At 66.3% G+C, this 812-nt stretch carries 1 protein-coding gene; it reads right to left on the reverse strand.

Annotated elements, in window-relative coordinates:
- On the reverse strand, positions 1-669 hold a 669-nt coding region (locus EN991_RS38265), incomplete at its 3' end, for a flagellar motor protein MotB (RefSeq protein WP_281058861.1).
- Between the last annotated feature and the right edge of the window lie 143 nt (positions 670-812).

Genomic DNA, 812 nt, shown 5'->3' on the forward strand with positions numbered 1-812 from the left:
CTGCGTTTCGGCGGTCTTGTCGCCGGGCTTGGCCGGATCGCCCTCGATCTTGGTGCGCTGGGCGCTGGCCTCGGCGCCGGGCGCGGCGACCTGCTGCGACCAGAAATCCGGCTCGAAAGGATCGCGGTAGGAGGCGCCACCGGAGGCGCCGGTAGCCGGGCCGGCAGCCTGCACGCCGCCATCGCCTTTCTGGCTGACATTCTGCATGACGCCGGTATCTGTGGCGATTTCCGAAAGCACCGCGTAGGGGTCGGCGAAGAGATGGTCGTCGGAGTGTTCCGCCTGCTGTGGCTCCTGCTTGTCCTGCTTGCGCTCCGACGCGCCCGCGCCGGCATTGCCGTTCTGTCCGGCTTTGCTGGTCGCCTCTTGCGGATCGTCGGCCGTCAGTCCCATGGCGCGCGGGCCGTCGCCGAGATCCTCCAGGCCCTTGCGGCTCGAATTGCGGTCGACCAGCTTGACCGGGTTGAAGTAGCTGGCCACGGCTGCCTTGGTCTGCTCGTTGGCGGCGTTGATCAGCCACATGACCAGGAAGAAGCACATCATGGCCGTCATGAAGTCGGCGAAGGCGATCTTCCAGACGCCGCCATGGTGGGCCTCGTCATGGTCGTCATGACTGCGCCGCACGATGATGATCTCGTGGCGGCCCTGATCGGCGTTGGCGACGCTCATGCCAGGACCTCCGAGAGGGTCGTCGACCATTCGGCCATGCGCGTTTCGAACACCGCCTCGTCGATAGCCACGGTCAGGTCGAAGCCTGGGGCCTCGACAAAATCGAGATTGGCGGCGCGGGGTCCGAGCGATGCCTTCAGTGT

Source organism: Mesorhizobium sp. M7A.F.Ca.US.005.03.2.1 (genome assembly GCF_003997795.1).
GTDB classification, from domain to species: Bacteria; Pseudomonadota; Alphaproteobacteria; order Rhizobiales; family Rhizobiaceae; genus Mesorhizobium; species Mesorhizobium ciceri.